This is a genomic window from Variovorax saccharolyticus (genome assembly GCF_030316765.1).
Lineage (GTDB): Bacteria > Pseudomonadota > Gammaproteobacteria > Burkholderiales > Burkholderiaceae_C > Variovorax > Variovorax saccharolyticus.
In genome coordinates this window covers 689,263-714,832 of record NZ_JASZYT010000002.1, presented here as the reverse complement: position 1 = coordinate 714,832, position 25,570 = coordinate 689,263, and the positions used below count along the sequence as shown (strand labels likewise).

Annotated in this window: 24 protein-coding genes; 15 read left to right on the top strand and 9 right to left on the bottom strand. The window is 69.0% G+C overall.

Annotation, left to right across the window (positions count from 1 at the left end):
- Positions 1–8: 8 nt before the first annotated feature.
- The 3 genes from QTI45_RS09495 to QTI45_RS09485 all read right to left on the bottom strand — a co-directional run bounded on the left by QTI45_RS09495 (position 9) and on the right by QTI45_RS09485 (position 4,062).
- The gene (locus QTI45_RS09495; protein ID WP_444813126.1) at positions 9–1,199 is read right to left on the bottom strand and encodes an arginine deiminase; all 1,191 of its coding nucleotides are present in this window, start codon (positions 1,197–1,199) and stop codon (positions 9–11) included.
- Positions 1,200–1,318: 119 nt separating this feature from the next.
- Complete coding sequence (locus tag QTI45_RS09490) at positions 1,319–2,740, bottom strand: basic amino acid/polyamine antiporter (RefSeq protein ID WP_286654163.1); 1,422 nt, start codon at positions 2,738–2,740, stop codon at positions 1,319–1,321.
- 122 nt (positions 2,741–2,862) lie between these two features.
- Positions 2,863–4,062, bottom strand: coding sequence for a porin family protein (locus QTI45_RS09485; RefSeq protein WP_286654162.1), 1,200 nt, complete (start codon positions 4,060–4,062; stop codon positions 2,863–2,865).
- A gap of 237 nt (positions 4,063–4,299) precedes the next feature.
- Between QTI45_RS09485 and QTI45_RS09480 the strand changes: the two genes are divergently transcribed.
- Positions 4,300–5,367 (top strand): SAM-dependent methyltransferase, encoded by a 1,068-nt coding sequence (locus QTI45_RS09480; RefSeq protein WP_286654161.1) that lies wholly within the window; start codon positions 4,300–4,302, stop codon positions 5,365–5,367.
- The gene (locus QTI45_RS09475; protein ID WP_286654160.1) at positions 5,360–6,163 is read left to right on the top strand and encodes a DUF1295 domain-containing protein; all 804 of its coding nucleotides are present in this window, start codon (positions 5,360–5,362) and stop codon (positions 6,161–6,163) included. Before QTI45_RS09480 ends, QTI45_RS09475 begins: the two co-directional genes overlap by 8 nt.
- A gap of 52 nt (positions 6,164–6,215) precedes the next feature.
- Here QTI45_RS09475 and QTI45_RS09470 read toward each other — a convergent pair whose 3' ends face one another.
- Both QTI45_RS09470 and QTI45_RS09465 read right to left on the bottom strand, forming a co-directional pair.
- Entirely contained in the window at positions 6,216–6,875 is a 660-nt protein-coding gene (locus QTI45_RS09470) for a ChrR family anti-sigma-E factor (RefSeq protein WP_286654159.1), read from the bottom strand.
- On the bottom strand, positions 6,872–7,591 hold the full coding sequence (locus QTI45_RS09465; protein WP_286654158.1) for a sigma-70 family RNA polymerase sigma factor: 720 nt from the start codon (positions 7,589–7,591) through the stop codon (positions 6,872–6,874). The genes QTI45_RS09470 and QTI45_RS09465 overlap by 4 nt, the downstream gene beginning before the upstream one ends.
- Before the next feature lie 53 nt (positions 7,592–7,644).
- Here QTI45_RS09465 and QTI45_RS09460 point away from each other — a divergent pair, with 53 nt between their 5' ends.
- The 7 genes from QTI45_RS09460 to QTI45_RS09430 all read left to right on the top strand — a co-directional run bounded on the left by QTI45_RS09460 (position 7,645) and on the right by QTI45_RS09430 (position 13,769).
- Entirely contained in the window at positions 7,645–9,012 is a 1,368-nt protein-coding gene (locus QTI45_RS09460; protein ID WP_286654157.1) for an NAD(P)/FAD-dependent oxidoreductase, read from the top strand.
- The gene (locus QTI45_RS09455; RefSeq protein ID WP_286654156.1) at positions 9,009–9,797 is read left to right on the top strand and encodes a DUF1365 domain-containing protein; all 789 of its coding nucleotides are present in this window, start codon (positions 9,009–9,011) and stop codon (positions 9,795–9,797) included. The genes QTI45_RS09460 and QTI45_RS09455 overlap by 4 nt, the downstream gene beginning before the upstream one ends.
- Complete coding sequence (locus QTI45_RS09450) at positions 9,794–11,053, top strand: SAM-dependent methyltransferase (RefSeq protein ID WP_286654155.1); 1,260 nt, start codon at positions 9,794–9,796, stop codon at positions 11,051–11,053. Before QTI45_RS09455 ends, QTI45_RS09450 begins: the two co-directional genes overlap by 4 nt.
- Before the next feature lie 77 nt (positions 11,054–11,130).
- Positions 11,131–11,688 (top strand): fasciclin domain-containing protein, encoded by a 558-nt coding sequence (locus QTI45_RS09445; RefSeq protein WP_286654154.1) that lies wholly within the window; start codon positions 11,131–11,133, stop codon positions 11,686–11,688.
- 46 nt (positions 11,689–11,734) lie between these two features.
- Positions 11,735–12,022, top strand: coding sequence for a DUF4148 domain-containing protein (locus QTI45_RS09440; RefSeq protein WP_286654153.1), 288 nt, complete (start codon positions 11,735–11,737; stop codon positions 12,020–12,022).
- 182 nt (positions 12,023–12,204) lie between these two features.
- Complete coding sequence (locus QTI45_RS09435) at positions 12,205–13,401, top strand: amino acid aminotransferase (protein WP_286654318.1); 1,197 nt, start codon at positions 12,205–12,207, stop codon at positions 13,399–13,401.
- The gene (locus QTI45_RS09430; protein ID WP_286368952.1) at positions 13,398–13,769 is read left to right on the top strand and encodes a RidA family protein; all 372 of its coding nucleotides are present in this window, start codon (positions 13,398–13,400) and stop codon (positions 13,767–13,769) included. Before QTI45_RS09435 ends, QTI45_RS09430 begins: the two co-directional genes overlap by 4 nt.
- A 37-nt stretch (positions 13,770–13,806) precedes the next feature.
- Here QTI45_RS09430 and QTI45_RS09425 read toward each other — a convergent pair whose 3' ends face one another.
- Positions 13,807–14,205, bottom strand: a complete 399-nt coding sequence (locus tag QTI45_RS09425) for a tautomerase family protein (RefSeq protein ID WP_286368951.1) — start codon at positions 14,203–14,205, stop codon at positions 13,807–13,809.
- A gap of 108 nt (positions 14,206–14,313) precedes the next feature.
- Here QTI45_RS09425 and QTI45_RS09420 point away from each other — a divergent pair, with 108 nt between their 5' ends.
- The gene (locus QTI45_RS09420) at positions 14,314–15,183 is read left to right on the top strand and encodes a LysR family transcriptional regulator (protein ID WP_286654152.1); all 870 of its coding nucleotides are present in this window, start codon (positions 14,314–14,316) and stop codon (positions 15,181–15,183) included.
- A 44-nt stretch (positions 15,184–15,227) separates the two neighbouring features.
- Complete coding sequence (locus QTI45_RS09415) at positions 15,228–15,914, top strand: M23 family metallopeptidase (protein ID WP_286654151.1); 687 nt, start codon at positions 15,228–15,230, stop codon at positions 15,912–15,914.
- Between the two features lie 27 nt (positions 15,915–15,941).
- Here the strand turns inward: QTI45_RS09415 and QTI45_RS09410 are convergent, their stop codons facing one another.
- The gene (locus tag QTI45_RS09410; protein WP_286368947.1) at positions 15,942–16,925 is read right to left on the bottom strand and encodes an ABC transporter substrate-binding protein; all 984 of its coding nucleotides are present in this window, start codon (positions 16,923–16,925) and stop codon (positions 15,942–15,944) included.
- Between the two features lie 139 nt (positions 16,926–17,064).
- Between QTI45_RS09410 and QTI45_RS09405 the strand changes: the two genes are divergently transcribed.
- From QTI45_RS09405 to QTI45_RS09395, 3 genes are all read left to right on the top strand, one after another.
- Positions 17,065–19,536 (top strand): sensor histidine kinase, encoded by a 2,472-nt coding sequence (locus tag QTI45_RS09405; RefSeq protein ID WP_286654150.1) that lies wholly within the window; start codon positions 17,065–17,067, stop codon positions 19,534–19,536.
- A 16-nt stretch (positions 19,537–19,552) separates the two neighbouring features.
- Positions 19,553–20,683, top strand: coding sequence for an adenylate/guanylate cyclase domain-containing protein (locus QTI45_RS09400; protein WP_286654149.1), 1,131 nt, complete (start codon positions 19,553–19,555; stop codon positions 20,681–20,683).
- A gap of 149 nt (positions 20,684–20,832) precedes the next feature.
- Positions 20,833–21,876, top strand: a complete 1,044-nt coding sequence (locus QTI45_RS09395) for a VWA domain-containing protein (protein WP_286654148.1) — start codon at positions 20,833–20,835, stop codon at positions 21,874–21,876.
- Positions 21,877–21,926: 50 nt separating this feature from the next.
- Here the strand turns inward: QTI45_RS09395 and QTI45_RS09390 are convergent, their stop codons facing one another.
- Positions 21,927–22,979 (bottom strand): cupin-like domain-containing protein, encoded by a 1,053-nt coding sequence (locus QTI45_RS09390; RefSeq protein WP_286654147.1) that lies wholly within the window; start codon positions 22,977–22,979, stop codon positions 21,927–21,929.
- A 75-nt stretch (positions 22,980–23,054) separates the two neighbouring features.
- Complete coding sequence (gene glmS, locus QTI45_RS09385; protein ID WP_286654146.1) at positions 23,055–24,935, bottom strand: glutamine--fructose-6-phosphate transaminase (isomerizing); 1,881 nt, start codon at positions 24,933–24,935, stop codon at positions 23,055–23,057.
- Positions 24,936–25,069: 134 nt separating this feature from the next.
- Between glmS and QTI45_RS09380 the strand changes: the two genes are divergently transcribed.
- On the top strand, positions 25,070–25,549 hold the full coding sequence (locus QTI45_RS09380) for an Lrp/AsnC family transcriptional regulator (RefSeq protein ID WP_286368941.1): 480 nt from the start codon (positions 25,070–25,072) through the stop codon (positions 25,547–25,549).
- Positions 25,550–25,570: the final 21 nt, after the last annotated feature.

Below are 25,570 nucleotides of genomic sequence, written 5' to 3'. Positions count from 1 at the left end.
GTCAAGCCTCAGAAATCTACTGGATCGCGAATGATCGGGCAGGTCATGCAATGGCCGCCGCCACGTCCGCGGCCCAGCTCGGCACCGACGATCGTCACCACCTCGATGCCCTGCTTGCGCAGCAGCGTGTTGGTGTAGGTGTTGCGATCGTATGCATAAACCACGCCCGGCGAGGCGCAGACCAGGTTGGCACCGCTGTCCCACTGGGTGCGCTCGCGCTGGTAGTCGCTGCCGCCGGCCTCGACCACGCGCAGCTTCTTGAAGCCCAGGGCCTGGGCCACGACGTCGACGAAGGGCTTGTTCTCGGCATGCAGTTCGACGCCGCTCGGATGGCTGCTCGGACGGTACGAGTAGGTGCGCGTCTGGTTCATGAAGTCCGGCGCCAGCAGCACGCAATCGCGGTCGGCGAAGGTGAACACGGTGTCGAGGTGCATCGCGGCGCGGATCTTGGGCATCGCGGCGACGATCACGCGTTCGGCCGCGCCCTTCTTGAACAGCGTGGCGGCGAGCTGGCTGATGGCCTGGCGCGAGGTGCGTTCGCTCATGCCGATCAGCACGTTGCCCTTGCCGATCGGCATCACGTCGCCGCCTTCGAGGGTGGCCAGGCCGTGGTCTTCGGTCGGGTCACCCCACCAGACGTTGACCTTGCCGGCGAAGTCGGGGTGGAACTTGTAGATCGCGGTGGTGAGGATGGTTTCCTCGTGGCGCGCCGGCCAGTACAGCGGGTTCAGCGTCACGCCGCCATAGATCCAGCAGGTGGTGTCGCGCGTGTAGAGCGTGTTGGGCAGCGGCGGCAGCAGGTATTCGGTGACGCCTGCGGCCTCGCGCACCACCTCCAGCGCCTTGCCGCCGATGGACTCGGGGAAGTCGTTGGTCGACAGCCCGCCGATCAGCGTCTCGGCCAGCTTGCGGTTGTCCAGGCCCTCGAGGTAGCTGCGCAGCTCGTCGATGAAGCCGAGGCCGACCTGGTTGGGCACGACCTGGTTGTCGAGGATCCACTTCTTGCCCTCGGGCACGGCCACCGTCTCGGCCAGCAGGTTGTGCATCTCGACCACCTCGATGCCGCGGTCGCGCATCTTGGTGACGAAGTCGAAGTGGTCGCGCTTGGCGTTCTCGACCCACAGCACGTCGTCGAACAGCAGCTGGTCGCAGTTGCTCGGCGTCAGGCGCGAATGGGCCAGGCCGGGGGCGCACACCATCACCTTGCGCAGCTGCCCGACCTCCGAGTGCACGCCGAACTTTGTCTCTTTCACATCCGTAGTCGCCATGTTGACCTCCAAAATTTCAGTGTCTGCCTGTGTATATCCAGTCCGCGTGACTAGATGGTGATGCTGCCGGTGACGAGCCCGTAGATGCCGACCACGGCACCCGCGACGGCGACGAGGAAGATCATCCAGTCGGTGGCCGTGAACACGGTCTTGCCCTGTTCGCGCCGGGCCCAGATATAGAGCAGCGTGCCGGGCGCATAGAGCACCGCCGACAGCAGGATGAACTTGAGGCCGCCCGCGTAGATCATGAAGACCGTGTAGATCACCGCCACCGAGGCCATGATCAGGTCGCGCTTTCGCTCCTCGGGCCGCAGCTGGTAGCTCTCGCCGCGCTTGGAGATCATGAAGCCGTAGGCCGCCACGAACAGGTACGGGATCAGCGCCATCGCGCTGGTGAGGTTCAGCATCAGCGCGAAGGCATCGTTCGAGAAGTAGGTGGTGATCACCAGCAGCTGGACGATGATGTTGCTGAGCCAGAGCGCATTGGCCGGCACCCCGTTGCCGTTCTCCTTGGCGAAGACGGCGGGCATGTCCTTGGTCTTGGCGGCGGTGAACAGCACCTCGGCGCAGATCAGCGACCAGGCCAGGTAGGCGCCGAGCACTGAAATGATCAGTCCCACGCTGACGAACACCGCACCCCAGGGGCCGACCACCGCCTCGAGCACCGCGGCCATCGAGGGCTGGCGCATGCCGGCAATGTCGGCGCGCTGCAGCGCCGCGTAGGGCAGCATCGTCACCAGCACCATCAGGCCGGTGACGCCGATGAAGCCGAGGATGGTGGCCTTGCCGACGTCGGCGCGCTCCTTCGCGAAGCGCGAATAGACGCTGGCGCCCTCGATGCCGAGGAACACGAACACCGTGACCAGCATCGTGGCGCGCACCTGCTCGAAGATGCCGCCTTCCAGGCCGCCGCCGTACAGGTTGGCGCTGAACAGGTCCATCTTGAAGGCGAAGGCCAGCAGCACGATGAAGACCAGGATCGGGATCACCTTGGCCACCGTGACGACGCTGTTGATGAAGGCCGCCTGCTTGATGCCGCGCAGGATCATGAAGTGGAACAGCCAGATGCCGACCGACGCGACCACGATCGCCACCACCGTGTTGCCGTCGCCGAACACCGGGAAGAAGGCGCCCAGGGTGGACTTGATCAGCACCCAGTACGAGACGTTGCCGATGCAGCTGCCGATCCAGTAGCCGAAGGCCGACAGGAAGCCGGGATAGTCGCCGAAGCCGGCCTTCGCATAGGCGAAGACGCCGGCATCGAGGTCGGGCTTGCGCTCGGCAAGCGACTGGAACACCCGTGCCAGCATGTACATGCCGGTGCCCGCGATCAGCCATGCGATGACGGCGCCGAGCGGACCGGTCGCGTTCGCGAAGGTCCGCGGGAGCGAAAAGATCCCCGCACCGACCATGCCGCCCACCACCATCGCGGTGAGCTGCATGCGCGACATCTTCTGTTCAGTCGAAGCCATTCCTACTCCTTCGTTGTTCTTGTCGAGCCTGGGGACTTGTACTGGTTCTTACAAGTTGGAACTAGGATCGAGGTGCCCATAAAGTTTGTCAAGACTCACATTCGGCCATCGCACAGTCACCTTCAGAAGGCTTTCCGGACGTTGAGCCAGAACTCGGTCGAGCTGTAGTTGAAGCCGACCGAGTTGCTCTGGTCGCGAATCCAGAGCAGTTCGGGCCGGAGGGTCCATGTCGGCACGAACTCCCACACCAGGTAGGCCCCCACTTCATAGAGGTTGTCCTTGCGCCGCAGGAACACGCTGTTGTCGAGCGTGTCGGGATGGAAATGAATCCGGTCGGCGTTGAAGGCATCGCGCTCCCACCACGCGAAAGTGCCCCAGCTGAGCTTGTTGTTGACCGTGAAGTCCAGCGCCACGGTGGCGCCGTAGAAGTTGGAATTGCCGTCGGGCCGACTGGTCGCGAAATGCTGGCCGCCATGCGCGGTGACCGTGAGGCTGCCGCTGCCGTCGAGCAGCGAATGGACCCAGCCGCCCGAGATGTCGGCACTGGTGCGGCTGCGCTCGCGCAACGGGCCTTCGGGGTAGCGCCGGCGCCGGTATTCGGCGCCCAGCGTGAGCTGGTTGTCGGGATCGACGCGGTAGCGATAGTCGGCGAACAGGCCGGCGTCGTTGCGGAAGTCGCTGTCGCCGCGGTAGCTGTTGCGCCCCCTGAGACCGACGGCGAGATTGTTCTCGCCGAAGGAGCGGCTGCCGGCCACACGCCAGCGCAGGTCGGAGTCGTTGCGGCTGTCCGAGTTGTCGTAGTAGCGGCCGCGATAGTCGAGGCTGGCGTCGAGCGCATAGCCGTTCGGCAGCGCATAGTTGAGGCCGCCGCCGACCCGGGCATTGACGAAGTCGTCCCTGCGATCGCCGCCGCCGAATGCATCGGTGCCGCGGGTGGAGTTCACGCGATAGCGTCCGATGCCCGTTTCGGCATAGCCGAATCCCGTGAGCGAACGCTTCTCGTCCAGCGCCTGGTTGGCTGCCTTGTTGTAGATCTCGACCTGGCTCAGCAAGTCCTGCGGCAGGCTGTCGAAGCGCAGCACGGTCTCGAACTCGATCTTCGCCTCGGCATACTGGCCGAGCACGAAGTAGGCGCGGCCCAACTCCAGGTGTGCAGCGACGCTGTCCGGCGGCGTGCGTTGTGCCGCCTCGACGATCTCGCGCGCGCGCGCGGGATCCGGCTCGGCCGCCGAGGCAGCGCTCGCGCCCAGCAACGCCAACGAGCCCACGAATGCGCACAGCGCGGCGCGATGCGTCTTTTCCCACCTCTTCCGTCGGCTCATCCAAGCTTCTCCTGAGGCCAATGCCCCATTTTTGGGCATTAAACACGGACCGTTCCCAGGCGGCAATTGGAACGAACAGAACAAGTGTGTCTTGACAATGCAGAGATTCTTGCGGCAATCGGGCCGCAACCTGGCGCCATCTCTACTTGGCCAGGGCCGGCAGCTGATCCAATCGACCGCCTGGCGCGTACATGCGGATGCGGTGCCGCTTCAGGTGCCGGACAAGGAAAGGCGGGCATGTCCAAACACATCGCCGGGGCGATCGGCTGGGTCGAGAGGGGGCTGGTGCCGGACCGCGTCGTGCGCTTCGGCATCCGCCGCTTGCTCAGGGCCAGGCTGGCCGAGCTCGGCGGCGGCGACAGCGCCGCCACCGCGAGACTGACCCGCGAATTCATCGCCGCCATGCATGGCGCAGAGCTGGCACCCCTGGCCGACAAGGCCAACGAGCAGCACTACGAACTGCCCGCCGCCTTCTTCGGCGAAGTGCTGGGAGGCCATCGCAAGTACAGCAGCGGCTATTGGCCGTCCGGGGCCCGGACGCTGGACGAGGCCGAGGCGGCGGCGCTGGCACTCACTTGCGAGCACGCCGGCCTGGCCGACGGGCAGAAGGTGCTCGAGCTCGGCTGCGGATGGGGTTCGCTGAGCCTCTGGATCGCGCGGCGCTACCCGGCCAGCCAGGTCACGGCGCTGTCGAACTCGCACAGCCAGCGCCTGCACATCGAAGCCGAGGCCCGGCGCCGCGGCCTGCACAACCTGCAGGTCGTCACCGCCGACATCAACGCCTTCGACACCGCGGAGCGCTTCGACCGCGTGGTCTCGGTCGAGATGTTCGAGCACCTGCGCAACTGGCCCCGGGCCTTCGCCAAGGTCTCGCGCTGGCTGGCACCGCAGGGGCGCTTCTTCATGCACGTCTTCACGCATCGCGCCGCGCCCTACGCCTTCGTGGCGCGCGACGAGAGCGACTGGATGAGCCGCCACTTCTTCTCCGGCGGCATGATGCCCAGCGACGAGCTCGCGGCCCGCTGCCAGCAAAGCCTGCGGCTGCTGGACCACTGGCAGTGGAACGGCACGCACTACCGGCGCACGGCCGAAGCCTGGCTCGAGAACATGGACCGCCGCCAGCACGCCCTGCGCCCCCTGTTCGCCAGCACCTACGGCGCCCAGGCCGGGATCTGGTGGAACCGGTGGCGCGTGTTCTTCATGTCGGTGGCCGAACTGTTCGGCTTCGCCGGCGGCAGGCAGTGGGGCGTGAGCCACTACCTGTTCGAGAACCCGCATCGCGCCGTGGCCGCGCGCGATGCCTGAGCAGCCGGCGCTGCCCCAGGCGGCCCTGGCCGGGCTGGCATTGATCGCCGGCATCGCGCTGCTGACCTGGCTGATCAGCCTGCGCCAGCGCGATGCCAGCCTGGCCGACCGCGCCTGGCCCGCCTTCATCGGCGGCGCGGCGCTGGTCTATGCGGTCCAGCTGCCCGCCGCCGGTGCCCGCGGCACGGCCATGGCAGCGCTCGCGATCGCCTGGGCGCTGCGCCTGGGCCTCTACATCACGCTGCGCAACCGGGGCCACGGCGAGGACCGCCGCTACCGGCAGATGCGGGAGCGCAACCAGCCGCATTTCGGACTCAGGAGCCTCTACCTGGTGTTCGGCCTTCAGGCGCTGCTGGCGTGGATCGTCACGGCGCCGCTGCTGGCCGGCATGGCGGCGATGCGTCCGTTCGGCTGGCTCGATGCGACGGGCGCGGCGCTGGCGGCCTTCGGCATCGCCTTCGAGGCGATCGCCGATGCGCAGATGGCGCGCTTCAAGTCGATGCCAGGGCAGCGCGGCCGCGTCATGGACCGTGGCCTCTGGCACTACAGCCGGCATCCCAACTACTTCGGCGAGGCCTGCGTCTGGTGGGGCCTCTGGCTGATGGCCGTGGCGGGCGCGGGCTGGGGCGGAGCCTGGGCCGCGGTCTCGCCCGCGCTCATGACGCTGCTGCTGCTGCGCGTCTCGGGCGTGAGCCTGCTCGAGCAGGACATCGCCGAACGCCGGCCCGCCTACCGGGACTACGTCGCGCGCACCAACGCCTTCCTGCCCGGGCCGCCGCGCAAGGACCCCGCATGACAGGCCAGCATTTCGCCATCGCCGGCGCGCCGACCGGGCCCTGAAGGCCGGGCTACATCCCGACCAGCGAGCCCAGCATGCGCGCCAGCGCGCCCTGGAACAGGACCCGGCCTTCGACCGAGGCGAGGCAGATGCACTCGCCGGCCGCCAGCACCTTGGGCTGGTGATGGATGTCGCCGTCGGCCTCGTCGAAGTCGCCCGGACCGAACAGCGCCCGGCCATCGTGGAAGGCGCCGTGCAGCACCTGCGTCAGCTCGCTCTGGCTGTGGGTGTGGAAGGGCAGCTCCTTGCCGGCTCCAATGCGCAGCAGGAAGACATTGGCCGCGGCGTCGAAGGGCACGGTGACGCGGCTCCAGCGCATGCCGGGCCCGATCCATCGCCAGGGCGTCGCGCTGCAGCCCCGCAGCGCACGCGGCCAGGCCATGCCGTCGGGCAGGGCCGGCCGGCTGGTGCGCCTTGACTTCGGGCGCGCGGCCGGTGGCGGCGGCGGCGCATCGATCGCGGCCAGGGTTTCGGCCAGCGCCTGCGACGGCAGCACGGCGGGCGCGAGCTGCTCCAGCATGGCGCCGCCGACGGCTTCGAGCTCGCGCAGCCGCGCGCGGCAGTGGGCACAGCCTTCGACATGGCTGGCAACCAGCAGCGAATGCCCGCTGGAAAGCGTGCCGGCCGCCTCGGCCAGCAGGAGTCCGTCGTCCGGATGGTGGTGGATCATGGTTCTAGCTCGTCGAGCAATCGACGCAGATGGTTCACGGCGAGCCGCACTCTGGACTTGACGGTGCCGAGCGGAATGCCCAGGTACTGGGCGATCCGGGCGTGCGGCTGCTCTTCATAGAAGGACAGGTGCAGCACCTGCGCCTGTTCGGCCGACAGCCGCGCGAACGCCTCGCGCAGGCCACGCTCGCGCCGTCCGGCACGCAGCTGCTCGTCGAGCGCGGGGGCGGTGTCCGGCAGTTCGCTGCCGTCGTTGTCCTCGCCGTCGACGAATGTCGCGCCGCCCTGGCGCCTGAAATGATCGACCCGCAGGTTGCGGGCGATGGTGAAGATCCAGGTCGAGACGCCGGCCTGCGCCGGATCGAAAGTCGCGGCCTTGCGCCAGACGCTGACCATGGTCTCCTGCGCCAGTTCCTCGGCCAGGCCCTCGGCACTGCCGCCGCGCATCAGGTAGGCCTTCACGCGCGGCGCGAAATGACGGAACAGCACCGCGAATGCCTGCCGGTCACCGGTACGGGCAACGGCCTGCAGCATCTCGCTGAGTTCTTCGCTAGTCGCCATCGCTCCCCGGTTCTGATGCAGCGTCAGGATCGACCGGCCTGGCGGCCTGGCCACAGGCCTCGCGGCCGCTGCGGAGGACTGACGCACGGTGTTCATGTCGTTGATACGCACCAGCCGGGAAATTAGATCACAGCAGCCTGGCGCGAAGTAATCCAAAGTCCCCCCGCCTGCGTAGAAGCTGCCAGACCCAGTGCCAGGACCCGCCGACCATGAGAACCGATTTCGCGCCCGACGGCGCTCCAGCCGCCCGCGCCGGCGACCGATCGATGCTTGACGTCGCGGTCATCGGCAGCGGCATCTCGGGCCTCTCGGCCGCCTGGCTGCTGTCGCACAGGCACCGGGTCACCCTGTTCGAGGCCGACGGGCGGGCCGGCGGCCACAGCCACACGGTCGAGGTGCCGGCGGCCGGCGGACCGATCGCCGTCGACACCGGCTTCATCGTCTACAACGAGGCCGCCTATCCGAACCTGAGCGCCCTGCTGGCCCACCTCGAGGTTGCGACCCGGCCCTCGGAAATGTCCTTCGCGGTCAGCCTCGACCAGGGCGCGCTGGAGTATTCGGGCAGCGGCCTGCGCGGCCTGTTCGCGCAAGCCCGCAATCTCGCCAGCCCGCGCTTCTGGTCGATGCTGCGCGACCTGGTCCGCTTCTACCGGGAGGCGCCGGCCGACGCCGCGCGCATCGGGCTGATGCCGCTGGACGCGTACCTCGACCGGCGAGGCTACGGACGCGCCTTCCGCGACGACCACCTGTACCCGATGGCCGCGGCCATCTGGTCGACCCCGGCAGCGCAGATCGGCAACTACCCGACCGAAGCCTTCGTGCGCTTCTGCGAGAACCACCAGCTGCTCGACCTGGGGCGGCGCGAAGCCTGGCGCACCGTGCAGGGGGGCAGCCGCAGCTATGTGCAGCGCATCAGCCACCACCTCGGCGACCGGCTGCGGCTGGACAGCGCCGCGATCGAGGTCCGGCGCGGCGCGCATGGCGCCTTCGTGCGCTGCGCCGGCGGCGCCGCCCCCGAGCGCTTCGACCATGTCGTGATCGCGACCCACGCCGACCAGGCACTGCGCCTGCTGCCGGATGCCAGCACCGACGAGAAGCGCCTGCTGGGCGCCTTCCGCTACAGCCGCAACCGCGCGGTGCTGCACAGCGACGCCGCGCTGATGCCGCGCCGCCGCGCTGTCTGGTCGAGCTGGAACTACGCCGCCGACCGCCGCCGCAGCGAAGCCCTCAGCGTGACCTACTGGATGAACCGGCTGCAGGGCATCCCTGAATCGACACCGCTGTTCCTGACCTTGAACCCGATGCAGGAGCCGGCGGCGGGGCAGCTGATCCGCAGCGAGCTCTACGAGCATCCGCTGTTCGACGCCGCAGCGATCCGCGCACAGGACGAACTCTGGTCCCTGCAAGGTCGCAGCCGCACTTGGTTCTGCGGCGCCTATTTCGGTTCCGGCTTCCACGAGGACGGCCTGCAGGCCGGCCTGGCCGTGGCCGAGGCGCTCGGCGGGGTGCGCCGGCCGTGGCAGGTGGCGAACGAATCGGGGCGGCTGCGGCTGCCGCTGGCGGCCCGCACCACATGAGCCGCGAATCGGCCCTCTACGTCGGTCGCGTGATGCACCAGCGGCTGCGGCCGGTGCGGCATCGGCTGGACTACCGCCTGTTCTCGCTGCTGGCGGACCTGGACGAACTGGCCGAGCTCGATCGCCGGCTGCGGCTGTTCTCGGTGAACCGCTTCAACCTCTTCAGCCTGCACGAAAGCGACTACGGCGACGGCCGCGGTCTTCGCCCGCACGTGGAGCGGCAACTGGCAGCCGCGGGCCTGAGCGCGGGCGGCCCGATCCGGCTGCTGAGCATGCCGCGCATCCTGGGCCACGCCTTCAATCCGCTGTCGGTCTACTTCTGCCACCAGCCCGACGGCGCGCTGCAGGCCATCCTCTACGAAGTCAACAACACCTTCGGCGAGCGGCACAGCTACCTGATCCCGGTCGACGCCGCCGAGGCGCGCAGCGACTGCATCACGCAGCAGTGCGAGAAGCGCTTCCATGTCTCGCCCTTCCTCGGCCTCGAGATGCGCTACGGCTTTCGCGTCGAGCCGCCGCGGCCGGACCGTGCCGGCCTCGCACTCGGCGTCAGCGCGAGCGACGCCGAGGGCACGCTGCTGCAGGCGCGCCTCGATGCGCGCAGGCGGCCGCTCGGCGATGCGGCGCTGCTGCGCGTGTTCCTCACCCATCCGCTACTGGCGCTCAAGGTCGTGGCTGCGATCCATTGGGAAGCGCTGCGGCTGTGGCTCAAGGGAGTGCGCCTGCACCGGCGCCCCGCTCCGCCGGCGACGCCGGTCACCATCACCAAGGCCAGAGATTCATGAGTGCATCCACTTCGTCCAACGGCTTCGGCAGCGACGAGCACATCGATCACACGGCGGCCGCGCTGCGTGCCCGCGGAGGCCGGCCGCTTCGCAGGCTGCTCGCGCGGCTGCTGTGCAGCCTGAGCCACGGCGCGCTCGGCGTGCAGTTGCCGGACGGCACGCGCGTCGAGGGTCGCGGCGCGGCCGAAGGTCCGGAGGCCTTCATTGCGCTGAAACGCTGGCGGCCGCTGGCCCGGCTGCTGCTGCAAGGCGACCTCGGGCTAGCGGCCTCCTACCGCGACGGCGACTGGACCACGCCGGACCTGAGCGCCCTGCTCGAGTTCGGCATCCGCAACGAAGCCAGCTGGGGCCGCGTGCTCGAGGGCTCGTGGTTCGCGCGCCGGCTCGGGGACCTGTTCCGCGTCAGCCGCGCCAATACGCGGCGCGGCAGCCGGCGCAACATCGCCTTCCACTACGACATGGGCAACGACTTCTATGCCCAATGGCTGGACCCGGCACTGATCTACTCGAGCGCGCTCTATGCCAGCGGCGACGAATCGCTCGAAGCGGCGCAGGCCGCCAAGCTCGATCGCATCCTCGCGCTGCTGGACCTCCCGCCGCAGGCGACGGTGCTCGAGATCGGCTGCGGCTGGGGTGCCCTGGCGGCCGCGCTCGCCGCCCGCCACGGCGCCCGCGTGACCGGCCTGACGCTGTCGACCGAACAGCTCGCGCATGCACGGCGGCAGCTGCGCGAACAGGGGCTGGCCGACGTCGACCTGCGGCTGCAGGACTACCGCGACGTCGAAGGCCGGTACGAGCGCATCGTCTCGATCGAGATGCTCGAGGCGGTCGGCGAACGCTACTGGCCGCAGTACTTCGACACCCTGAGCGAGCGGCTCGCGCCCGGCGGTTCGGGGGTGCTGCAAGTCATCACCATCGCCGACGAGCACTTCGATCGCTACCGCGGCAGCACCGACTTCGTGCAGCGCTTCATCTTCCCCGGGGGCAAGCTGCCTTCGGTGAGCGCGATGAAGGCACAGGCCGGGCGCGCCGGCCTCGTGCTGCAGACGGCCGAATCCTTCGGCGCCAGCTATGCGCTGACTCTCGCCGAATGGCGCCGCCGCTTCCACGCCGCGTGGCCCGCGATCGCGGCGCTCGGCTACGACGACGCGTTCCGGCGCCTGTGGGAGTACTACCTCTGCTACTGCGAGGCGGGCTTTCGCAGCGGCCGCGTCGACGTCGGTCTCTTTACCTTCTCGCACGCACTGAAGAACTGATCTGTCGTGCCCGCGGCCGCGTATCAACAGCAGCCGTTGCGGATCTCGTGGCGGCCCCATTCCAACAGGAGCACTCCATGCAGATCAGATTCAAACGCGCCGCTTCCATCGCTCTCGCCGCATCGCTTGCCATCGGCGCCGCCACGGCGATGGCCCAGGTCATGGTCGGCGGAGCGCCGATGCTGCCGACCAAGGACATCATCGACAACGCGGTGAATTCGAAGGACCACACGACGCTGGTGGCGGCGGTGAAAGCCGCGGGCCTGGTCGACACGCTCAAGGGCGCGGGGCCGTTCACGGTGTTCGCGCCGACCAACGAAGCCTTCGCGGCACTGCCCGACGGCACCGTCGACATGCTGCTCAAGCCCGAGAACAAGGCCAAGCTGACGACCGTCCTGACCTACCACGTGGTGCCCGGCAAGATCGATGCGGCGACCCTGCTGAAGCAGATCAAGGACGGCGGCGGCATGGCCTCGCTGAAGACCGTGGCCGGCGGCGCGCTGACCGCGAAGACCGCCAACGGCAAAGTCATGGTCGTCGACGGCAACGGCAACGCGGCCACCGTGACCATCGCCGACGTCGTGCAGTCGAACGGCGTGATCCACGTCGTCGACAAGGTGCTGCTCCCGAAGTGAGCGCGAATCACGCCAGGGCCTTCATCCACTTCACGAGGACATCGCCATGAACTCCAGACAGATCGCGATCGCAGCCCTGAGCGGCCTCTCGGCACTGGTCGCCCAGGCCTTCCAGGGCGAACAGAACCCGCTGCCGCCCCAGCCCTTCCAGTCGACGCAGACGCGCGCCGAGGTGCGGGCGCAAGCCCTGCAGCCGATGCAGATCAGCAACGGCGGCACCGGCGTCGCGGCGCGGGTCGATGCGGCTGACAGGGCCCAGGTTCGGGCCGGTGCGCGCACGATCACGGCGGCAGGCGCGGCCACCTACGGCGACACCACCTACCGGCGCAACTGAGGCCTTCGCGCGCCTGCCCGGCATGTGGCTGGCAGGCGCGCATAAAACATCCTTTATCAATGCATTTGTTGGTCAATACATGCATTGATCAAAAAACCCTTGGCATACTGAACCGCCAATTGAAGAATCTGGGCTTCGCAACGCCTACCCGGGACTTCTTCATGACCGCTCCGTCTCCCTCGCTGTTCAGCCATGTACCGCCCTACGAGGGCGACCCGATCCTGTCCCTCATGGAAGCCTTCCAGGCCGATCCGCGGGCCCACAAGGTCAGCCTCAGCATCGGGGTCTATTTCGACGATGAAGGCCGCCTGCCGGTGCTGGGGTCGGTGCGCCGCGCGGAGACCGCGCTGCTGCAGGATATCGGTCCGCGTCCCTACCTGCCGATCGAGGGCATCGCCGACTTCCGCAGCGCCGTGCAGCGCCTGCTGTTCGGCGCTGCGCACGAGGCCGTCGCCAGCGGCCGCATCGCCACCCTGCAGACCCTGGGCGGCTCCGGCGCGCTGAAGGTCGGCGCCGACTTCCTGCGGCGCTACTTCCCCGAAGCCGGCGTCTGGGTCAGCGACCCGACCTGGGACAACCACCGGGCCATCTTCGAAGGCGCCGGCCTGGAGGTGAAGACCTATCCCTACTACGACCCGGCCACCGGCGGCCTCTCGTTCGACCGCATGCTGGAGAGCCTCGACGCCCTGCCGCGCCACAGCATCGTGCTGCTGCATGCGAGCTGCCACAACCCGACCGGGGTCGACCTGTCGAAAGCGCAATGGGAGTCGCTGATCCCGGTGCTGCGCGAGCGCGGCCTGATCCCCTTCATCGACATCGCCTACCAGGGCTTCGGCGACGGCCTCGACGAGGACGCCTTCGCCCTGCGCGCGCTGGCCGACGCGGGCATCCCCTTCTTCGCCGCCAACTCCTTGTCCAAGAACTTCTCGATGTACGGCGAGCGCTGCGGCGGCCTCAGCGTGGTGTGCGAGGACCGCGCGGCAGCCGAGACCGTGCTGGGCCAGCTCAAGGCGACGGTGCGCCGCAATTACTCGACCCCGCCCACGCACGGCGCCCGCGTGATCACCCGCGTGCTGCAGGACCCGGCGCTGTTCGCGCTCTGGACCGACGAGACCGCCGCCATGCGCCGCCGCATCCGCGCCATGCGCGAACGCCTGCTGGCGGTGCTCGACGAGAAGTTCCAGGGCCGGCGCGACTTCGGCTACCTGGTCACGCAACGCGGCATGTTCAGCTACACCGGCCTCGGCGAGGCGCAGGTGGCACGGCTGCGCGACGAGCATGCGGTCTACCTGGTGCGTTCGGGCCGGATGTGCCTGTCGGGGCTGACCAGCGCCAACGTGGACCACGTCGCGCAGTCGATGGCGGCGGTGCTCTCGTGAAGGAGATCGTCGACACCGGCCTGCCGGCACTGGCGCAGCCTTTTTCATGGGCCGTGAAGGCCTCGGGCCTGCTGTTCACCGCCCATGGCCCGGTGCGCCCCGACGGCAGCATCGACACCGGCGCCATCGAGGATCAGGCCCGCCTGACCTTCGCCAACCTGCAGCGCGCGGTGCAAGCCGCGGGCGGCCGGCTCGACGACGTCACGCAGGTGCTGATCTACATGACCGACGTCAAGGACATGCCGGCGATCGACCGCGTGTACCGCGAGTTCTTCGCTGCGCCCTACCCGAACCGCTCGAGCATGGGCGTCGCCGGCCTGGTGGTGCCGGGCATGAAGATCGAGATCGTGGCCTACGCCGCGGTATAGCCCCGCCTTGGGAGCGGCCCGGCGCCGGCCTTTCTGCTCACACTCCAGCCTGCTGGTGCCGGAATTCCTGGGTCTTGCCGCCGTAGCCGTAGGCGGCGGCCCGGGCATCGATCAGGTGCACGTACGACACCTCGTGCAGGTCGCTCCTGAGCTCGGCCATCGCGGCATGGACCTCGCGCAGGTAGCGCGCCTTCTCGGCCTTGGTGTTGGTCTCGTCCGTGATGCTGATGTCGAGGTGAAAGGCCGACTTCCCGAGCTCCGCGAGCGACTGGCCGCCGACGAACCAACTGTCGGCGGCGATGTACTGCACCGTGATCGCGATCACGGGCAGCTTCTTGTCGAGCACGGACTGGGTCAGCTGCGACACCTTGTCGACGACCTTGCGGGTGAGCCGGGCGTCGGGCTGGCCGGAGAGATGAATGACGATGTGCGGCATGGCGAGAAACCTCATGCAGTGAAAGAGACTTCATTGTCGGAACTGCATTTCCATCTGAAAAGCGGGAAGATATGATACATGTCATCTGTTTCTAGAATGGATATCCGAATGCAGCCACTCGATCTCGAACAGCTCCGGACCCTGGTCGCGGTGGTCGATGCGGGCAGCCTGACCGCGGCGGCGCCGGTGGTGTTCCTCTCGCAGTCCGCGGTCAGCGAGAAGATGCGCAAGCTCGAGCAGCGCATCGGCCACACGCTCCTGACCCGCAGCAAGGCCGGCGTGGCGCCGACGCCCGCCGGCCTTCGCCTGCTCGCGCATGCCCGCCGCCTGCTCGCGGCGAGCGACGAGGCCCTGCGCGACCTCGGCGGCGAGACGCTGCAGGGCGAGCTGCGGCTCGCGGTCACCGACTACTTCAGGCCCGGTGAACTGAGCCGGCTGCTGAGCCGGCTCGGCCAGAGCTACCCGCAGCTTCGCCTGCACGTGAACGTGTTGCAGGGCAGCGCCATGGAAGCCGCATTCGGCCGCGGCGAGTTCGACATCGGCCTGGCGATGCGCATCAACCCGGCCGCATCCAGGACCGGCGCCCGCGGGCCCGGCGCGCCGCTGCGCCGCGAAGCGCTCGCCTGGGTCGCCGCGGAGGGCCATCGCATCGTGCGCGGCGAGCCGCTGCGGCTGCTGGTGCTGCCCGACAGCTGTTCGCTGCACCAGTTCACGATCCGCCTGCTGCGGGAGCGGCGCGTGCCGCACGCGGTGGCCCATGTCGCCTCCGGCGTGGCCGGCCTGCAGTCGGCCCTGGCGGCCGGGCTCGGCGTGGCCTGCCTCAACGAATCGGCGCTTTGCGCCGGCGTGGCACGGCTGCCGGCGCCGCACGGCCTGCCGTCGCTGCCGCGCGTGGCCTTCCAGTTCCTGCCGGCGCGCCGCGCCGAACCAGAGCTGGTCACCCGCGTGCGCGAGTTGCTCGCCGCGCAGCTCGTGTGAGCCGTCCGGCGTCGGGCTGCCGCAGCTGCCTTTACAGTCGACGCATGACAGGTCAGTCCAAGACATTCATCCACCGGGCCGCATCAGGCCTCGCCTGCGCGATCGCGGGCTCGCTGCTGATCGGATGTGCGACATCCACCTCGCCGCCGCCGAAGAGCGCGGCGCCGGCCTCGGCCGCAAGCTCCGCAGCGCGCACCGAAGCTTCGCGCGGCACGCCATCGTCCAAGCCGCAGCGGGCGACCCAGTCGGCCAAGGCTTCCAAGGCGAAGCCGGCCGCCGGATCGAAGAAGGCGCAGCCTCGCAACGAGGCCGACAGGCCCGTGGCGTCGGTCAAGCCCGACCGCAGCTACCAGCGGCCCGCGAGCGGCGCCGTCGTGGCGCGCTTCGACGGCCGCTCGAACAAGGGCGTGGATTTCGCGGGGGCGAAGGGCGATCCGGTCCGCGCCGCCGGCGACGGCAAGGTGGTCTTCGCGGCGGCCACGCTGCGCGGCTACGGCCGGCTGGTGATGATCAAGCACGACGCCACCTACATGTCGGCCTACGCCCACAACAGCGAGCTGCTCGTCAAGGAGGGCCAGGCCGTGAAGCGCGGCCAGGTGATCGCCCGCATGGGGGACACCGAGTCCGCCACCGTGAAGCTGCACTTCGAACTGCGCCGCAACGGCAGCGCGATCGATCCGATGCCGTTCTTCGCCGCGAGCGGCGCAGCCGCCGGCACCGCGGACGACTGAACGCCCGGCCGCCGGCCTGCAGCCGGTTCACTGGATCAGCTTGTCGGCCCGGTTCAGCACCGCCCGCGGGATCGTCAGGCCGAGCCGCTTCGCGGTCTGCAGGTTGACCAGCAGCTCGAACTTCGTCGGCTGCTCGATCGGCAGGTCGGCGGGCTTGGCGCCCTTGAGGATCCTGTCGACATAGCGCGCGCCGTCCTTGCCCTCGTTGCCATAGCCGGGCCCGTAGGCCATCAGGCAGCCGTTCTCGGCGTAGTCGCTGCGGGCGCAGATCGTCGGCAGCCCGTGCGCGATGGCCATCTCCGCGATCGTCTTCTGGTTCGAGTTGGCCACCGGGTTCAGGGTCACCCACACCGCGGTGCTACGCGCCTTGACCGCATCCTTGAAGGCATCGACATAGGCAGCGGCGCTGCTGGCCTCCATCGAATACAGCTGGAGGCCGAGCGTCTCCGCCGGCACCTGGCTGGCCTGCCACTGGGGGACGGAGCCGGGCGCGAGCGGGTCCCACAGCACCGCCACCCGCTTGACCGAGGGAAGGACCTCCTTCAGGAGCTCGAGTCGCTTGCCGGTGAGGATCGCCGCCACGTTGGTGATGCCGGTGGCGTTGCCGCCGGGCCGCGCCAGGCTCTCGGCCAGCCCGGTGGCGATCGGGTCCGTGACGCCCATGAAGACGATCGGGACGGACCGCGTGGTCCGGGCGGCGGCCTGCGCCGCGTTCGAGGTCACGGCGACGAGGACGTCGATGTCGAGGGCGATCAGCTCCGCTGCCAGGCTCGGCAGCCGCTGCAGGTCGTGGCTCTCGTGGCGGTAGTCGATAAGGATGCTCTGCCCTTCGACATAGCCGAGATCGCGCAGCCCGCGCCGGAACGCCTCCAGCCGTGGCGCGTCGGCGCTGGCCGAAACGGCCGCCAGATAGCCCAGGCGGGGAACCTTCCTGGACTGCTGAGCCTGCGCCACCGAGGCGCAGACCGCCAGCATGGCGCAAAGAAGTACCCACCAGATCCTGCTGCGCATCAGTTCTCTCCTTGTCGCCGGCAGCCGCTGGATCGATTCTGCGCCCGCGCCCGCGCCGCGGGCGAGATGCCGACTCGGCCAATAGGCCTACCCGCCCGCTCTTCCCATCGTGCGGGCGACGTTGTCCAATGGGCGGGCCATGAAGGCACCGGATTCGTCCCCCGCCTCGCTTCCCGGCGAACTTGCATCGACCGCCCCAGGCCGGCGCTCGGCGGCGTTGCCGCAGGGCACGCGGGACGTCCATCGCGGCCGCCTGTTCCGCAAGTATTTCCTGCTGATCCTCTCGCTGGTCACGACGGTGCTGCTGGCGTCCAGCGCGATCAGCCTTTATTTCTCCTACCAGGAGAACAAGACGGCGCTGGCCAGCCTGCAGCACGAGAAGGCCGTCGGCGCGGCATCGCGGATCGAGCAGTACGTGCAGCAGGTCTTCGAGCAGCTGGCCTATGCCGCGCTGGCCCAGCTCGAGGCCTCCGACCTGGAAGCGCGGCGCGCGGAGTTCTGGCGCCTTCTGCGCCAGGCGCCCGAGGTGACCGACATCGCGCAGCTCGACGGCGCCGGCCGCGAGCAGGTGGTGGTGTCGCGCGTCGGGATGGACGTCGTCGGCTCGGGCCGGGACCGGTCGTCGGAATCCGCATTCCGCAGCGCCCTTCCCGGCGCGCCGTGGTTCGGACCGGTCTACTTCAACCGCGGCACCGAGCCCTACATGACGGTCGCGATCCGCGCCGCCGGCCCGGGCGGCCCGGTCACGATGGCCGAGCTGAACCTCAAGTTCATCTGGGACGTGGTGTCCCGCATCCACATCGGCGAGGCCGGCAAGGCCTATGTGATCGACAGCAACGGCCTGCTGGTCGCCGACCCCGACATCGGGCTGGTGCTGCGCAAGACCAGCCTGGCCTCGCTGCCGCATGTCCAGGCGGCACTGGCCGATGGCGCACCGCCGGGCCTGGCGATGGTGTCGCGCGACCTGCAGGGCGCCACGGTGCTGACCTCGATGGCGTCGATCCAGCCGCTCGGCTGGCGGGTGTTCGTGGAGCAGCCGATCGCCGAGGTGTACGCCAAGCTCAACGCCTCCTTCCTGCGCGCCGCCGTGCTGCTGCTGGCGGGCCTGGTGATCTCGGCCGTGGCGGCATCGCTGCTGGCGCGCAGCATGGTGCAGCCGATCCGCACGCTGGCGCGGGGGGCGCGGCACATCGGCCAGGGCGACCTGAACCAGCAGATCGAGGTCCGCACGGGCGACGAGCTGGAAGGCCTGGCCAACCAGTTCAACCGCATGTCGGCGCAGCTGCGCGAGTCCTACGGCGAACTGGAGCGCAAGGTCGAGCAGCGCACCGCCGAACTGAGCACATCGCTCGAGCACCTGACGGCAACGGCCGAGATCCTTCGCGTCATCAGCCGCTCGCCGACCGATCTGCAGCCGGTCCTGCAGGCGGTCGCGGAGCGCGCGGCGGATCTGTGCCGGGCCTACGGGTGCAGGATCTGGCTGCCCGAGGACGATCACCTGCGCTCCATGACCGGCTACCTCGGCACCCGCAGCGACACGGTCGCCGGCCAGGACGAAGTCCTGCCCCTGACCCGGGGATCGGTGGTCGGGCGCGCCTTCGCCGAGCGCCGGACGGTGCACGTCCAGGACGTGGCCCGGGTGCTCGATGCCGAGTTTCCCGATTCGCGCGGGCCGCAGGCGCGCCATGGCTTCCGCACCGTGATGGCGGTTCCGATGGTTCGCGAGGGTGCGTCGGTCGGCATCATCGCCGTGATGCGCCGGCACGTGCAGCCCTTCTCGAATGCCGAAGTGCGGCTGGTCGAGACCTTCGCCGACCAGGCGGTGATCGCGATCGAGAACGCGCGCCTGTTCCGGGAGATCGAGGACAAGAGCCGGCAGATCGAAGTCGCGAACCAGCACAAGTCGGAGTTCCTGGCCAACATGTCGCACGAGCTGCGCACGCCGCTGAACGCCATCATCGGCTTTTCCGAGGTGCTGACCGAGCAGATGTTCGGCGCGGTCAACGACAAGCAGATGGAGTACCTGCGGGACATCCATTCCTCGGGCCAGCACCTCTTGACCCTGATCAACGACGTGCTGGACCTGTCGAAGATCGAGGCCGGGCGGATGGAGCTGGACCTGAGCTGCTTCGACCTCGGCCTGCTGCTGGAGAACGCCATGATCCTGGTGCGCGAGCGGGCGCAGCGCAATGGCCTTTCGCTGTCGCTGGAGGTCGGCGAGGGCTTGCACGAATGGGTTGCCGACGCGCGCAAGGTCAAGCAGGTGGTGGTCAACCTGCTCTCCAACGCGGTGAAGTTCACGCCCGCCGGCGGCCGCGTGCAGCTCAGCGCGCAGCGCGTCGAAGGCGCCGCCGGCCCGGCGATGGCCGAGGTCAGCGTTGCCGACACCGGCGTCGGCATCGCGCCCGAAGACCACGCCCTGGTGTTCGACGAATTCCGCCAGGCGGGCAACGACTACCTGCGCAAGGCCGAGGGCACCGGCCTCGGCTTGCCGCTGGCCCGGCGCTTCGTCGAGCTGCACGGCGGCACCCTCGGCGTCCAAAGCCGTCTCGGCGAAGGCGCGACTTTCACCTTCGTGCTGCCGCTGCAGTCCCTGGAGGCCCTCGGATGAGCACGGAGATGCTTCGATGAATGCGCATGTCCTGGTCGTCGACGACGTCGACAAGAACGTCCGGCTGCTGGCCGATGTCCTCACGGCGCGCGGTTACCGCGTCAGCACCGCTGCGTCGGGCGAAGAGGCGCTGGCGCGCATCGCCGCCGACCCGCCCGACCTGGTGCTGCTGGACGTGATGATGCCGGGCATGAACGGCTACGACGTCTGCCGCGCGATCCGCGCCGATCCCGCCCTCGCCGTCCTGCCCGTGGTGCTGGTGACGGCGCTGGATCCCGAGCAGGAGCGCGTGAACGGCCTGAACGCGGGAGCCGACGATTTCCTCGGCAAGCCGATCCACCAGGCCGAGCTGCTGGCCCGCGTGCGTTCCCTGCTTCGGGTGAAGGCGCTGTACGACGAGGTGCAGCGCCAGCGCACCGAGCTGCAGGCGTGGAACAGCACGCTCGAGCAGCGCGTGGCCGAGAGCGTGACGCAGCTCGAGCGCGTGGGCCAGCTCAAGCGCTTCTTCTCGCCGCAACTGGCGGAGGCGATCCTGGCCGGCGGCGCCGACGATCCGCTGCGCAGCCACCGGCGCGAGATCACCGTCGTCTTCCTCGACCTGCGCGGATTCACCGCCTTCACCGAGACCGCGGACCCCGAGGAGGTGATGGCCGTGCTGGCCCAGTACCATGCCGCGATGGGCCGCCTGGTGCTCGACCATGAAGGCACGCTGGAGCGCTTCTCGGGCGACGGGATGATGATCTTCTTCAACGATCCGCAGCCGGTGGCCGACGCGCCGGCGCGGGCCTTGCGCATGGCCGTGCAGATGCAGCGCGAGATGGTCGCGCTCAGCGGCCAATGGCGCCGCCGGGGCTACGACCTGCACATGGGCGTCGGCATCGCCCAGGGCTTCGCGACTCTCGGCGGCATCGGCTTCGACGGCCGCATCGACTACGGCGCCATCGGCACCGTGACCAACCTGGCGGCACGCCTGTGCGCCGAAGCGGCCGGCGGCGAGATCCTGATCTCGCAACGCGTCCAGGGCGCCTTGCAGGACCTGCCGCTCGATGCCGGTTGGTCGATCCAGGAGATCGGCGAGCTGGAACTCAAGGGCTTCCACCGCAAGGTGGCGGCCTGGCGCGTCACGGCGCAGGAGCCGGGCGGCTGAAGCGTCCGGGCCGTTTCGCACGGCCGAAGGAGGTTGCGAAGGCAAGGCTTCGCAGGCACGATATTGCCGCACTGCGAAGAAACGCGCGTGCTCGCCTGCCGGCGCCGGATCGCGACGGCCGAGTTGCACCGGATCCGCCACGCCCGCCCATGTCCTTCCTCTGGCCCCAGTACCTCTGGCTCCTGCTGGCGCTGGTACCGCTGCCGGCGGCCTACGCCTGGCTGCTGCGCCGCCGGAGCAAGGCCGCCCTGCACTACAGCAGCTTGGTCGACGTCCGCGCGGCCGCGGCCGGCCGCAGCTGGCGCCGTCACCTGCCGCCGGTCCTGCTGCTGCTGGCCTGCTCGGGCCTGCTGCTGGCCGCGGCCCGCCCCGTGGCCCGCGTGGCGCTGCCCGGGGCGCGGTCCTCGATCATGCTCGCCATGGACGTTTCCCTCAGCATGCGGGTCAGCGACGTCGAGCCGACCCGGCTCGCCGCAGCGCAGGAAGCGGCGAAGCTGTTCCTGCGCGAACTGCCCCGGCACATCGAGGTCGGGCTCGTCACCTTCGCCGGCAGCAGCCACGTGGCCCAGCGCGCCACGCTAGACCGCGAGGCCCTGGTCGCCAGCATCGACGCCTTCCAGATGCAGATGGGGACCGCGGTCGGCGATGCCATCGTGCTGTGCCTGGCCGAGCTGTTTCCGGAGCACGGCATCGACCTCGGCGACATGACCCTGGGCAGCCGGCAGCCCGGGCGCAGCCTGGACGAGAAGGCGAAGCCGCCGCCCAGGCAGATCACGCCGGTGGCGCCGGGCTCATACGACTCCGCCGCGATCATCCTGCTGAGCGACGGCCGCCGGACGACCGGAGTCGATACGCTGGCGGCGGCGAAGATGGCGGCCGACCGCGGCGTGCGCATCTACGTGGTCGGGCTGGGGACCGTGGATGGCGCCGTGGCCCTGCCCGAAGGCATGGCGATCTACATGAAGCTGGACGAACCGACCTTGCGCGAAGTGGCGCGCATGACCGGCGGCGAGTACCACCATGCCGGCACCGCGCAGACGCTGCGCAGCGTCTACGAGAATCTCGGCTCCCGCGTGCAGGTGATGACACGGGAGACCGAACTCACCGGCTTGCTGACGCTCGTCTCGGCACTGGTCGCGCTGACTGCGGCCACGCTGTCGCTGCTCTGGTTCGGGCGGATCACGGCGCCCTAGCCTAGCTTCGCCCCGCTGCGGCGACCTGCGCCCGGCCGGCCGGAAAGCGTTCAGGCGCTCGGAACGCGGATGCGCAACTGGCGTCTCGACGGGTCCGGCGCAGACTCGGCCGTGAGCGGCGCGAGCATGGCGGGAAAGAGCAGTGCGCGCGCCAGGCCGGGCCGGCGCCGCTGGAAGCGCTCGAGCCGCGTGAGCCAGCCGTCGACGCGCTGCAGCTGCCGGCCGAGCCGGCTGGCGTCCTCGGGCGAAGTCTTCGCCACCCCGGCCACCACCTCGTCGTGGAAGCCCTGCCAGTTGGATTCGTCGAGCATGTTGGTGCACAGCGAGATCGAGGTCGACAGCGCGCGCGCCGCATGCCACCAGCGCGCCGGCACGAAGACCATCTCCCCGGGCTTGAGCACGGTCCGATACAGCGTGGCCTGGGCGAGCAGCGGGAAACGCGCGCGGTCCTGCTGCACCGGGTCGTCGACCATCGACTGGTTGGGAAACGCGGCGCGCGGGTACATGCAGGGGCTGTCGGCGGGCGAAAAGACCACGAACTCCTTGTCGCCATAGACCTGGGTGATCTGGGCGTGCTGGTTGTCGGCGTCGAAATGCATCACCGGAAACTTGCTGCCGACCCCGCCGATCAGCAACTTCAGGTAGCCGTCGGGCCGACGCCATTTCTCCGGCATCAGCGGGCTCGCGTAGCGGCGCGGGAAGGCGAAGTCGTGCGGTGGCATCACGTCCGGCAGCAGCTCCGGCAGCACGTCGTGCAGGAACGAGCGGTACATGTAGGGGCCCGGCTGCTCCGCGCTGGAGGCCAGCACCTCCGCGATGAAGCGGTCGAAGGGCATCTCGCGGCCATAGCCGATCGGCACCGATTTGCTGCCGAGCCGGCGCGCGAGCTTCTCCGGCGTCCACTCGCGCATCGCCGGCCAGGCCTGGCAGATGTTCGTGATGACGACCGGCCGGTCGCCATGCACGAAGCGAGCGAGAAAGTCGTCGTATTGCAGCGATCTGCCGTCAAGCCTCTCGATCGGCAGCCAGGGCGCAGCGACCCGCTGCGATCCCGGTTGGGAGGGTATGGCAGTACTTGTTGTATTTTCGTTTAGTACATTCATACTTAACTATTACAAACATTGCCGCCTTTCGCAATCGGGATTTGCTTTCTTGCGGCGCGGCAAGCGCCGCTTCCCCTACTCCACCGTGACGCTTTTCGCCAGATTGCGCGGCTTGTCGACGTCGGTCCCGCGCGCGCACGCCGTGTGATAGGCCAGCAATTGCAGCGGCACCACGTGCAGCAGCGGCGACAGCGCCCCGTAGTGCTCGGGCATGCGGATGACGTGCATGCCATCGCTGCTCTCGATGCGGGTGTCGCCGTCGGCCAGCACGTAAAGCACCCCGCCGCGGGCGCGCACTTCCTGCAGGTTGCTCTTGAGCTTCTCGAGCAGCGCGTCGTTGGGCGCCACGGTCACGACCGGCATCTCGCTGGTCACCAGCGCCAGCGGCCCGTGCTTGAGCTCTCCGGCGGCGTAGGCCTCGGCGTGGATGTAGGTCACTTCCTTGAGCTTGAGCGCACCTTCGAGCGCGATCGGATAGTGCAGCCCGCGGCCGAGGAAGAGCGCGTTCTCCTTGCGCGCGAAATCCTCCGACCAGCTGATGATCTGCGGCTCGAGGGCCAGCACCGACTGCAGCGCCACCGGCAGGTGCCGCATCTCCTTCAGGTAGCGCGCCTCGTCGCCCGGGCTCAGGCGCTCCTTGGCCTGCGCCAGCGCCAGCGTCAGCAGGAACAGCCCCGCCAGCTGGGTGGTGAAGGCCTTGGTCGAGGCCACGCCGATCTCGACCCCGGCGCGCGTGATGTAGGCCAGCTTGCACTCGCGCACCATGGCGCTGGTGGCGACGTTGCAGATGGTCAGGGTCTGTTCCATGCCCAGCGAGCGCGCATGCCGGAGCGCCGCGAGCGTATCGGCGGTCTCGCCCGACTGGCTGATCGTGACGACCAGGGTCCTGGGATCGGGCACCGAGTCGCGGTAGCGGTACTCGCTCGCGATCTCGACCTGGGTCGGGATCTGCGCGATGCCCTCGAGCCAGTACTTGGCGGTGCAGCCGCTGTAGTAGCTGGTGCCGCAGGCCAGGATCAGCACGCGGTCGATCTCCTTGAAGACGCGCCACGCGGCGGCGCCCGGCGCGCCGTCGACGCCGACGCCGTCGAACAGCTCGGGCACGATGCCTTCGATGCCCTCGAGCGTGTCGGCGATCGCGCGCGGCTGCTCGAAGATCTCCTTCTGCATGTAGTGCCGGTAGGGGCCGAGCTCGGCGGCGCCGCTGTGCGCCTGCACGGTGCGCACGGCGCGGGTCACCGGCTTGTGGGCGCGGTCGACGATCCAGTACTTGCCCGGCTGGATGTCGACCACGTCGCCCTCCTCGAGGTAGACGATCTGGTCGGTCACGCCGGCCAGCGCCATCGCGTCGCTGGCCAGGAAGTTCTCGCCGGCCTCCTGGCCGACGCCGAGGATCAGCGGCGAGCCGGCGCGGGCGCCGACCACGCGCTGCGGTTCGTCGCGGCAGATCGCGGCGATGGCGTAGGCGCCGTGCAACTGCTTGACGCTGGTCTTCACGGCTTCGAACAGGTCGCCGTCGTAGTGGCTGTCGATCAGGTGGGCGATGACCTCGGTATCGGTCTGGCTCGCGAACACGTAGCCCTTCGCCTGGAGCGCGGCGCGCAGGCTCTCGTGGTTCTCGATGATGCCGTTGTGCACGATCGCCACCCGCCCGGGCCGGGCGCTCTCGGCGTCGGCCCCCGGCCCGTGGCTGAAATGCGGATGGGCGTTGTGCACCGCCGGCGCGCCGTGCGTGGCCCAGCGCGTGTGCGCGATGCCGGTGCTGCCCTCGATGCGGTCGTCCCGCACCTGCGCCAGCAGGTCGGCCACGCGCGACGTGGTGCGAGCGCGCTGCAGCCCCTGGGCATGAACCGCCACGCCGCAGGAGTCATAGCCGCGGTACTCGAGGCGCTGCAGGCCCTGCACCAGGACGGGAACGATATTGCGGCCTGAAACGGCGCCGACGATGCCACACATGGGACTGCTCCTTCGAAATGAAGTTGCGATGGTAGGCTTCGTGGAATGAAAATTGAGATCGTTTCCCGATCAGATTTGTCCGAATATTTCATCGATCTCATGAACCGTACGAAAATTTCAAATCAAGCAAATCCATGAAATTTTCAGACCTAGACGAAACAGACCTGCGCCTGCTCGACGCCCTGCAGCGAGACACCTCGGCCAGTAACCAGGCGCTGGCCGAGCGCCTCGACATCTCGCCGCCGACCTGCCTGCGGCGGCTGCGCCGGCTGCGCGAGGACGGATGGATCCAGAGCGAGGTCGCGATCCTGGACCCGGCGCGCATCGGGCCGCTGCTGACCGCCGTGATCGAGGTTTCGCTCGACCGGCAGGACGCCGCCTCCCTGGAGGCGTTCGAGCGAAGGGTCGCACCGGACAACGCCGTGCAGCAGTGCTACCGCGTGTCGCCCGGACCCGATTTCGTGCTGATCGTCACGGTGCGCGACATGCCCGGCTACCAGGCGCTGGCGCAGCGCCTGTTCACCAGCGATGCCAATGTCCGCAACGTCAAGGCCTTCTTCAGCCTCCATCGGGCCAAGTTCGCGCCGCAGCTGCCGCTGCCCGGCACGGACTGACCCGGTCTTCCAGCACGCGTC

Coding starts and splice junctions, on each gene's coding strand:
- QTI45_RS09455 (WP_286654156.1), top strand. CDS start 9,009: ATGAGCCGCGAATCGGCCCTCTACGTCGGTCGCGTGATGCACCAGCGG.
- QTI45_RS09425 (WP_286368951.1), bottom strand. CDS start 14,205: ATGCCGCACATCGTCATTCATCTCTCCGGCCAGCCCGACGCCCGGCTC.
- QTI45_RS09490 (WP_286654163.1), bottom strand. CDS start 2,740: ATGGCTTCGACTGAACAGAAGATGTCGCGCATGCAGCTCACCGCGATG.
- QTI45_RS09485 (WP_286654162.1), bottom strand. CDS start 4,062: ATGAGCCGACGGAAGAGGTGGGAAAAGACGCATCGCGCCGCGCTGTGC.
- QTI45_RS09410 (WP_286368947.1), bottom strand. CDS start 16,925: ATGCGCAGCAGGATCTGGTGGGTACTTCTTTGCGCCATGCTGGCGGTC.
- QTI45_RS09450 (WP_286654155.1), top strand. CDS start 9,794: ATGAGTGCATCCACTTCGTCCAACGGCTTCGGCAGCGACGAGCACATC.
- QTI45_RS09420 (WP_286654152.1), top strand. CDS start 14,314: ATGCAGCCACTCGATCTCGAACAGCTCCGGACCCTGGTCGCGGTGGTC.
- QTI45_RS09470 (WP_286654159.1), bottom strand. CDS start 6,875: ATGATCCACCACCATCCGGACGACGGACTCCTGCTGGCCGAGGCGGCC.
- QTI45_RS09390 (WP_286654147.1), bottom strand. CDS start 22,979: ATGAATGTACTAAACGAAAATACAACAAGTACTGCCATACCCTCCCAA.
- QTI45_RS09380 (WP_286368941.1), top strand. CDS start 25,070: ATGAAATTTTCAGACCTAGACGAAACAGACCTGCGCCTGCTCGACGCC.
- QTI45_RS09475 (WP_286654160.1), top strand. CDS start 5,360: ATGCCTGAGCAGCCGGCGCTGCCCCAGGCGGCCCTGGCCGGGCTGGCA.
- glmS (WP_286654146.1), bottom strand. CDS start 24,935: ATGTGTGGCATCGTCGGCGCCGTTTCAGGCCGCAATATCGTTCCCGTC.
- QTI45_RS09405 (WP_286654150.1), top strand. CDS start 17,065: ATGAAGGCACCGGATTCGTCCCCCGCCTCGCTTCCCGGCGAACTTGCA.
- QTI45_RS09445 (WP_286654154.1), top strand. CDS start 11,131: ATGCAGATCAGATTCAAACGCGCCGCTTCCATCGCTCTCGCCGCATCG.
- QTI45_RS09440 (WP_286654153.1), top strand. CDS start 11,735: ATGAACTCCAGACAGATCGCGATCGCAGCCCTGAGCGGCCTCTCGGCA.
- QTI45_RS09415 (WP_286654151.1), top strand. CDS start 15,228: ATGACAGGTCAGTCCAAGACATTCATCCACCGGGCCGCATCAGGCCTC.
- QTI45_RS09400 (WP_286654149.1), top strand. CDS start 19,553: ATGAATGCGCATGTCCTGGTCGTCGACGACGTCGACAAGAACGTCCGG.
- QTI45_RS09460 (WP_286654157.1), top strand. CDS start 7,645: ATGAGAACCGATTTCGCGCCCGACGGCGCTCCAGCCGCCCGCGCCGGC.
- QTI45_RS09480 (WP_286654161.1), top strand. CDS start 4,300: ATGTCCAAACACATCGCCGGGGCGATCGGCTGGGTCGAGAGGGGGCTG.
- QTI45_RS09495 (WP_444813126.1), bottom strand. CDS start 1,199: ATGGTGTGCGCCCCCGGCCTGGCCCATTCGCGCCTGACGCCGAGCAAC.
- QTI45_RS09395 (WP_286654148.1), top strand. CDS start 20,833: ATGTCCTTCCTCTGGCCCCAGTACCTCTGGCTCCTGCTGGCGCTGGTA.